The sequence below is a fragment of the Roseovarius marisflavi genome, from assembly GCF_900142625.1.
Taxonomy (GTDB): Bacteria; Pseudomonadota; Alphaproteobacteria; order Rhodobacterales; family Rhodobacteraceae; genus Roseovarius; species Roseovarius marisflavi.
The window spans coordinates 62,203-68,901 of the sequence record NZ_FRBN01000019.1; the positions used below are offsets into that span (position 1 = coordinate 62,203).

Annotated in this window: 7 protein-coding genes; all 7 read left to right on the forward strand. The window is 59.6% G+C overall.

Annotation, left to right across the window (positions count from 1 at the left end; translation table 11 throughout):
* The first annotated feature begins 130 nt into the window (after positions 1 to 130).
* The 7 genes from BUB78_RS14940 (at position 131) to BUB78_RS14970 (ending at position 6,537) form a co-directional block, all read left to right on the forward strand.
* Positions 131 to 628 carry a MarR family winged helix-turn-helix transcriptional regulator gene (locus BUB78_RS14940; RefSeq protein WP_073199354.1) on the forward strand — a complete coding sequence of 166 codons (498 nt, stop codon included), beginning with the start codon at positions 131 to 133 and terminating at the stop codon, positions 626 to 628.
* Positions 625 to 1,326, forward strand: coding sequence for a response regulator (locus BUB78_RS14945; RefSeq protein ID WP_073199355.1), 702 nt, complete (start codon positions 625 to 627; stop codon positions 1,324 to 1,326). Before BUB78_RS14940 ends, BUB78_RS14945 begins: the two co-directional genes overlap by 4 nt.
* A 133-nt stretch (positions 1,327 to 1,459) precedes the next feature.
* A complete protein-coding gene (locus BUB78_RS14950) occupies positions 1,460 to 1,963 on the forward strand; it encodes a hypothetical protein (RefSeq protein WP_220084014.1) in 504 nt (167 codons plus the stop codon).
* A gap of 298 nt (positions 1,964 to 2,261) precedes the next feature.
* Positions 2,262 to 3,668, forward strand: a complete 1,407-nt coding sequence (leuC, locus tag BUB78_RS14955; RefSeq protein WP_073199357.1) for a 3-isopropylmalate dehydratase large subunit — start codon at positions 2,262 to 2,264, stop codon at positions 3,666 to 3,668.
* Positions 3,668 to 4,273 (forward strand): 3-isopropylmalate dehydratase small subunit, encoded by a 606-nt coding sequence (leuD, locus tag BUB78_RS14960; protein WP_073199360.1) that lies wholly within the window; start codon positions 3,668 to 3,670, stop codon positions 4,271 to 4,273. Before leuC ends, leuD begins: the two co-directional genes overlap by 1 nt.
* 333 nt (positions 4,274 to 4,606) lie before the next feature.
* Positions 4,607 to 5,452, forward strand: coding sequence for a hypothetical protein (locus tag BUB78_RS14965; RefSeq protein ID WP_073199363.1), 846 nt, complete (start codon positions 4,607 to 4,609; stop codon positions 5,450 to 5,452).
* Between the two features lie 74 nt (positions 5,453 to 5,526).
* Positions 5,527 to 6,537, forward strand: a complete 1,011-nt coding sequence (locus BUB78_RS14970) for an endonuclease/exonuclease/phosphatase family protein (RefSeq protein ID WP_245813514.1) — start codon at positions 5,527 to 5,529, stop codon at positions 6,535 to 6,537.
* The last annotated feature ends 162 nt before the right edge of the window (positions 6,538 to 6,699 follow it).

The window sequence follows — 6,699 nt, forward strand, 5'->3', positions numbered from 1 at the left end:
GCAACTTACGTCCGTTTCGGACATAAAATTACGTTAAAACTGAGATTCGCTACCAGTTTGACCTTGGAATGTCAATAAAGCTGACTTAATATGAAACATATCGCGTGCGTATTGTGAACGGAGACTGGTCATGGCCGAATTTCAGGGTGGCGAAAACCTTCTGTTTCTGACCGATGAACAGCTGCGTCAGGGGATTGAAGCAATGTTCTTTGCCTATCGCGGCTTTACCGCCGATCCTGACCGTATTCTGACCACCATGGCCTATGGGCGGGCGCATCACCGCGCGATTCACTTTATTTCGCGCAGTCCGGGGACGACGGTGAACAATCTGCTGAATATCTTGGGCGTGACCAAACAATCACTCAATCGGGTGCTGCGCACGCTTGTCGAGGACGGGCTGGTGGACAGCCGTGTGGGCAAGGCCGATAAACGCGAACGCCATCTGTTTCTGACCGAAGAGGGCGAGGCGCTGGAACGCAAGCTGTCCGATGCCCAACGCGCCCGGATGCGCGCCGCCTATCGCGCAGCAGGGCCTGAGGCGGTCGCGGGATTTCGTCAGGTGCTCGAAGCGATGATGGAACCGGACCTGCGTCGCCGCTATTATGGTATCAGGGAGAATGAGGCATGAGTGACCCGGCGCCGCATTTGCTGATTGTTGACGATGACGAACGTATTCGTGGCCTGCTGCGCAAATTTTTGATGCGCCACGGGTTTCTTGTCTCTGTCGCGCGCGATGCGGGTCATGCCCGCCGGGTCCTGGCGGGGCTGGATTTTGATCTGATCGTGATGGATGTGATGATGCCCGGCGAAACCGGGATCGACCTGACGCGCGCTCTGCGCGAGACCCATAGCACGCCGATCCTGTTGCTGACCGCGCGCGGTGAAACCCCGGATCGCATTGAGGGGCTGGAGGCCGGGGCCGATGATTACCTCTCAAAACCTTTTGAGCCCAAGGAACTTTTGCTTCGGATCAATGCGATCCTGCGCCGGGTGCCCGAACCAGAGCCCGAAACCGCCACCCTCAAGGTCGTGCAAATGGGGCCCGTGCGCTATGACATCGAGCGCGCAGAGCTGAGCCGCGGCGGCACGCCGGTCCGGCTGACCGCGACCGAGGTTCAGCTTATGCGCATCTTTGCCGAGAACCTGCGCCAGCCGGTGACGCGCACCAAGCTTGTCGAGGACCTGGGTCGCGATGGCGGTCAGGCACAGGAACGCGCCGTTGACGTGCAAATCACACGGCTGCGCCGGAAAATCGAATCTGACCCCAAACAGCCGCGCTATCTTCAGACCGTGCGCGGCGAGGGCTATATGCTCTCGCCCGACTAGGCAGTTACACGCTTAAGTGATCACGCCTCCCCTACTCTGGGATTGAAACGAGGGCCCCTCGGCAGGCATGCTGCGGGCACCTGAACACATGCAGCAATTTGCATGCAATATTTCAACCTAAGTATAATGGGAGATGACCATGAGATTTGGAAAACGTATCGGGGCCGCCACGCTTGGCCTGTCTTTGCTGGCAAGCATGGCATTCGCCGAAGAGGTTTCAGTCAAGGCGGTCATGGTGCCGCAGGAACAGATGAAATTCGACATGAACGATGGCACCAAGCATTTCGTGCTGGCGGTGCATCGTCAGGGCGATGCCACCGGCGACGGCCCGTTGGCAGGGGCCAAGGTCGACGAATTCGGCTGGCACGACATCAAGCCGCCGATGGCCGGTGATCCGCGCGGCTATTTGCGCTTTGAAACCGCAAGCGGTGATGTGGCGATCGTGAAATTCACCGTCCGCGCCGTGTTCATGAAAGGCGAGGACAAGCCCGCCCTGCATGATAACGGGTTCTGGGAGCTGACCAGCGGCACTGGTATCTTTGCCGGAAAACGCGGCGTCGGCGCGCTTGAAATTCAGCCCGCGGGCGGGCCGAACCGCGAATTCACCCTGACCGGCATCATCGACGACGCCCCGTAAGACCGAAGCCCGGTGATGGGGGCGCTGCCCCCGTCGCCCAAGGGCGACTCCCCCGGGATATTTTGGGCAAGAAGAAAATGGTGAGCCAGATTGATAAGGCCTGAATTATAAGGCCCTCTTGATAGACTCGGGCGGGCGCTGTATCTGCTTTGGCATGATACCGATTTTTGACATGGATGACCGCGCGCGCCTGCCTTGGCGTTTCTTTGGTGCGACGCTTACAATTCTTGCCCGCCTATGAGGCGCGCAACGCCCTGTCACATCTGAAAACCAGCCACTAGAGAACGGGAGAGGACACATGTCCCCCAAGACGCTTTATGACAAAATCTGGGATGCCCATGTCGCCCACGAGGCCGACGATGGCACCTGCCTGCTTTATATCGACCGCCACCTCGTGCATGAGGTCACCAGCCCGCAGGCCTTTGAAGGGCTGCGGATGACCAACCGCACGGTACGCGCGCCGGACAAGACCATTGCCGTGCCCGATCACAACGTGCCGACCACGCTTGACCGTGCCAATGCCGCCACCATGACCGAAGACAGCCGCATTCAGGTTGAGGCACTTGACAAGAACGCCAAGGATTTCGGCATTCACTATTACCCGGTGTCGGACGTGCGCCAGGGCATCGTACATATCGTCGGCCCCGAGCAGGGCTGGACCTTGCCGGGCATGACCGTGGTGTGCGGCGACAGCCACACTGCCACCCATGGCGCGTTCGGTGCGCTTGCCCATGGCATCGGCACGTCGGAGGTTGAGCATGTTCTGGCGACCCAGACGCTGATTCAGCGCAAGGGCAAGAACATGAAGGTCGAGATCACCGGCAAGCTTCGCCCTGGCGTCACCGCCAAGGATATCACCCTCTCGGTGATTGGTGTGACCGGTACCGCAGGTGGCACCGGCTATGTGATCGAATATTGTGGCGAGGCCATTCGCGACCTCAGCATGGAAGGTCGCATGACCGTCTGCAACATGGCGATCGAGGGCGGCGCGCGCGCCGGGCTGATCGCGCCGGATGAAAAGACCTTTGAGTATTGCATGGGTCGCCCGCATGCGCCCAAGGGCGCGCAGTGGGAAGCCGCGCTTGCCTGGTGGAAAACGCTTTATTCCGATGATGATGCGCATTGGGACAAGGTTGTCACCCTCAAGGGCGAGGATATCGCCCCCGTGGTCACCTGGGGCACCAGCCCCGAGGATGTGTTGCCGATCACCGCAAACGTGCCCTCGGCGTCGGATTTCACCGGCGGCAAGGTCGATGCGGCACAGCGCAGCCTTGATTATATGGGCCTGACCCCCGGCACGCCGCTGAGCGAGGTCGAGATCGATACCGTCTTTATCGGTTCCTGCACCAACGGGCGGATCGAGGATCTGCGCGCGGCGGCGGCGATCCTTAAGGGCAAAAAGGTCAAGGACGGCATTCGCGCGATGATCGTGCCCGGCTCTGGCCTTGTGCGCGCGCAGGCCGAGGAAGAGGGCCTTGCCGATATCTTCAAAGAGGCCGGGTTTGAATGGCGTCTGGCGGGATGTTCGATGTGCCTTGCGATGAACCCCGATCAGCTTAGCCCCGGCGAGCGTTGCGCGGCCACGTCGAACCGCAACTTTGAAGGCCGCCAGGGCCGCGGCGGACGCACGCACCTTATGTCACCAGCCATGGCGGCGGCAGCGGCGATAACCGGCAAACTGACCGATGTTCGGGAGATGATGTAATGGAAAAGTTCGAAAAACTGAGCGGGATTGCCGCGCCGATGCCGATGATCAATATCGACACCGATATGATCATCCCCAAGCAGTTCCTGAAAACCATCAAGCGGTCGGGCCTTGGGGTGAACCTGTTTGACGAAATGCGCTATGACGATGATGGCAAGGAAATCCCAGATTTCGTGCTCAACAAGCCGCAATACCGCGAAACGCAGATCCTGATCGCGGGCGACAACTTTGGCTGTGGCTCGTCGCGCGAACATGCGCCCTGGGCGATCAAGGATTTCGGCATCCGCTGCGTGATTGCGCCAAGCTTTGCCGACATCTTTTACAACAACTGCTTCAAGAACGGCATCCTCCCGATTGCCCTGCCGCAAGAGCAGGTCGATATTCTGATGAAAGAGGCCGAAAAAGGCGCCAACGCCCGCGTCGAAGTGGACCTTGAGGCGCAGACGGTATCGACGTCAGACGGTGAAGTCTTCGCCTTTGAGGTGGACGCATTCAAGAAGCATTGCCTTCTGGAAGGGCTTGATGACATCGGCCTTACGATGGAAAAAGCCGCCTCGATTGACGCTTTTGAGGCCAAGGCAACACAGGCGCGCCCCTGGGTTTAAGGCGCTTTCGCCTCACGACAATCACGCCGCGAGTGAGCTCGCGGCGTTTTCGTTTTTGAACGCCGTCTTGTGCCGGAATCCTGCCCACACACAAGATACAGTGTTTACATAGGTTTACGCCCCAGTTTTGACCCAACTTTGATGTAATACTGCACCAGTTACACCCTCAATCAGCCTTAAATCTTACATCTTATTAACCACGCTATTGTGCTGTTTGGGGAAAGTAGGCAAAAGTTGGGCAATATTGAGGCATACCGCCATAATTCGGCGGATCAAGTTGGAACAAGGGCGCGGCATCGTATCGCGACCGACCAAGTTGGAAGGGAACGGGCAGTGTTCTCACAAATACCCGGTGCGCTGTCGCGTGCCATTCTAATCGCAATGATGGTGGCAACACCCTCTTTGCTCGTGCCTTCCACGGGGCCCGACACGGCACAGATTGTGATCGTCTTGTCGATCCTTGCCGGCTTTATGACCTTTATCGAATATTACGGCAAATATCCCAGCATCATTGAGTTTCGCTTTGCACCGCCGTTCAACCGGCTCAAGTTCTTTGCGCTATCGGCGATTCTTATCGTCTTGTCGCTGATTTGCCGGGGCACGACCGATCCGACCGGCTGGACCGTGTTGCTGACCAACATGGGCACGGCCCTTGGTGAGGCGGTTGATTTCCCCTATTCGCCGGTGCGTATGGTGGTGCTGATGATGCCCGCCGATGCCGATCAGGCGCTGATTGATCTGGTGCGCACGGCCTCGGGGATTTCCTATACCGTGTCGCTTGTGATGATGTTCATCTTCCTGACGCTGGTGCGGCTTTTGGGCTGGCCCTCGCGCAATGGCGCCTTCAATGTCTGGGTGAACCTGCCGCTGTTTGATCCGACCGGGGGGGGCGATGTGCTTTATCGGCTGCGTCGGGATGCGGGTCTTAACGTTGTGTTAGGGGCTTTGCTGCCATTCTTGATCCCGGCGGCTGTTCGGGCGGCATCGGATATGATTGATCCGATTTCGATTGCGAACCCGCAAACTTTAATCTGGACGATGACCGCATGGGCGTTTTTGCCGGCAAGCATGTTGATGCGAGGGATCGCCATGAGCCGGATCGCCGACATGATCGAGCAGAAACGGCGCCGGGCCTATGCCGAAGACGACATTCTCGGCAAGGGCTTGCAACGCGCCTGATCCATTTCATTTCAACGATTGGTCTTGCCCTGATCCTGTTGGCGGCCGCTCCGTCCAGCGCAGAGACAATTCGCGTGGCAAGCTGGAATGTCGGGCTTGATCGCAAGGGGCCGGGGTTATTGCTGCGCGACATTCTGCGCGACGACGACCCGCAGATTGCCGCCATCGCAGAGATTGTCGCCAAGCTGCGCCCCGATATCCTTGTTCTGCAAAAGGTCGACTACGATCTTGATCTGATCACCCTTGGCGCGTTGCGCGACCGGATTGCCCGCGACGGCTGGCGGTTTGATCACCTGTTTGCGCGCCGTCCCAACAGCGGGCTCGCCACCGGGCTTGATATGGACGGTGACGGCCGCCTTGGCGGGCCCGGCGATGCACAGGGTTTCGGCTATTTCTCGGGCCAGGGCGGCATGGCGATCCTGTCGCGCTATCCGATCGACGCCGCGACGGCCGAGGATTTCAGCATGCTTTTGTGGCGCGACCTGCCCGGCGCGATCATGCCAATGACGGCGGGTGCGCCCTTCCCTTCGGCCGAGGCCGCCGCCGCGCAGCGCCTGTCTTATGTGGGTCATTGGGTGGTGCCGGTGGTCCTGCCCTCGGGGCCGCTGCGCCTTTTGACACTCCACGCGACGCCGCCGGTTTTTGATGGGCCAGAGGACATCAACGGCAGACGCAACCATGATGAAATCCGGTTCTGGCAGCTTTATCTTGATGGCGCATTCGGCCCGCCGCCCAGGGACCGTTTTGTCGTGATCGGCGACGCGAACCTTGATCCAGCGGATAGCGACGGGCGGCGCGAGGCGATCACTGATCTGCTGGCTGATCCGCGCCTGCAAGACCCGCGCCCGATGCGGCCGGGCACGGCGCCAGAGGTCGAGGGCCAAAACGGCGACCCAAGGTTGGATACCGCAGCATGGCCAGAGCCCGGACCCGGCAACCTGCGGGTGGACTATGTGTTGCCCGCCGCCTCGATCAACATACGTGCAAGCGGCGTTTACTGGCCCCCCGACGGAACGCCCGAGGCAGAGCTGGCCGATGCGGCCAGTCGTCATCGGATGGTTTGGGTCGATCTCGAGATTGACTGACGCCCGCATCGCTTAGGTCGCGTAAGATAGGGGGCGGCGGCGGCTTTGAAGGCCTCTTCGGGCGACGTGGTCTTGTCGCGTTTGCGTTCCGGCCTCTCAACTCATTTATGCGGCCTTTCGTTCAAAAGCCAAGGGGCTTTTGCCGCCGAGCGATGAGTGGCG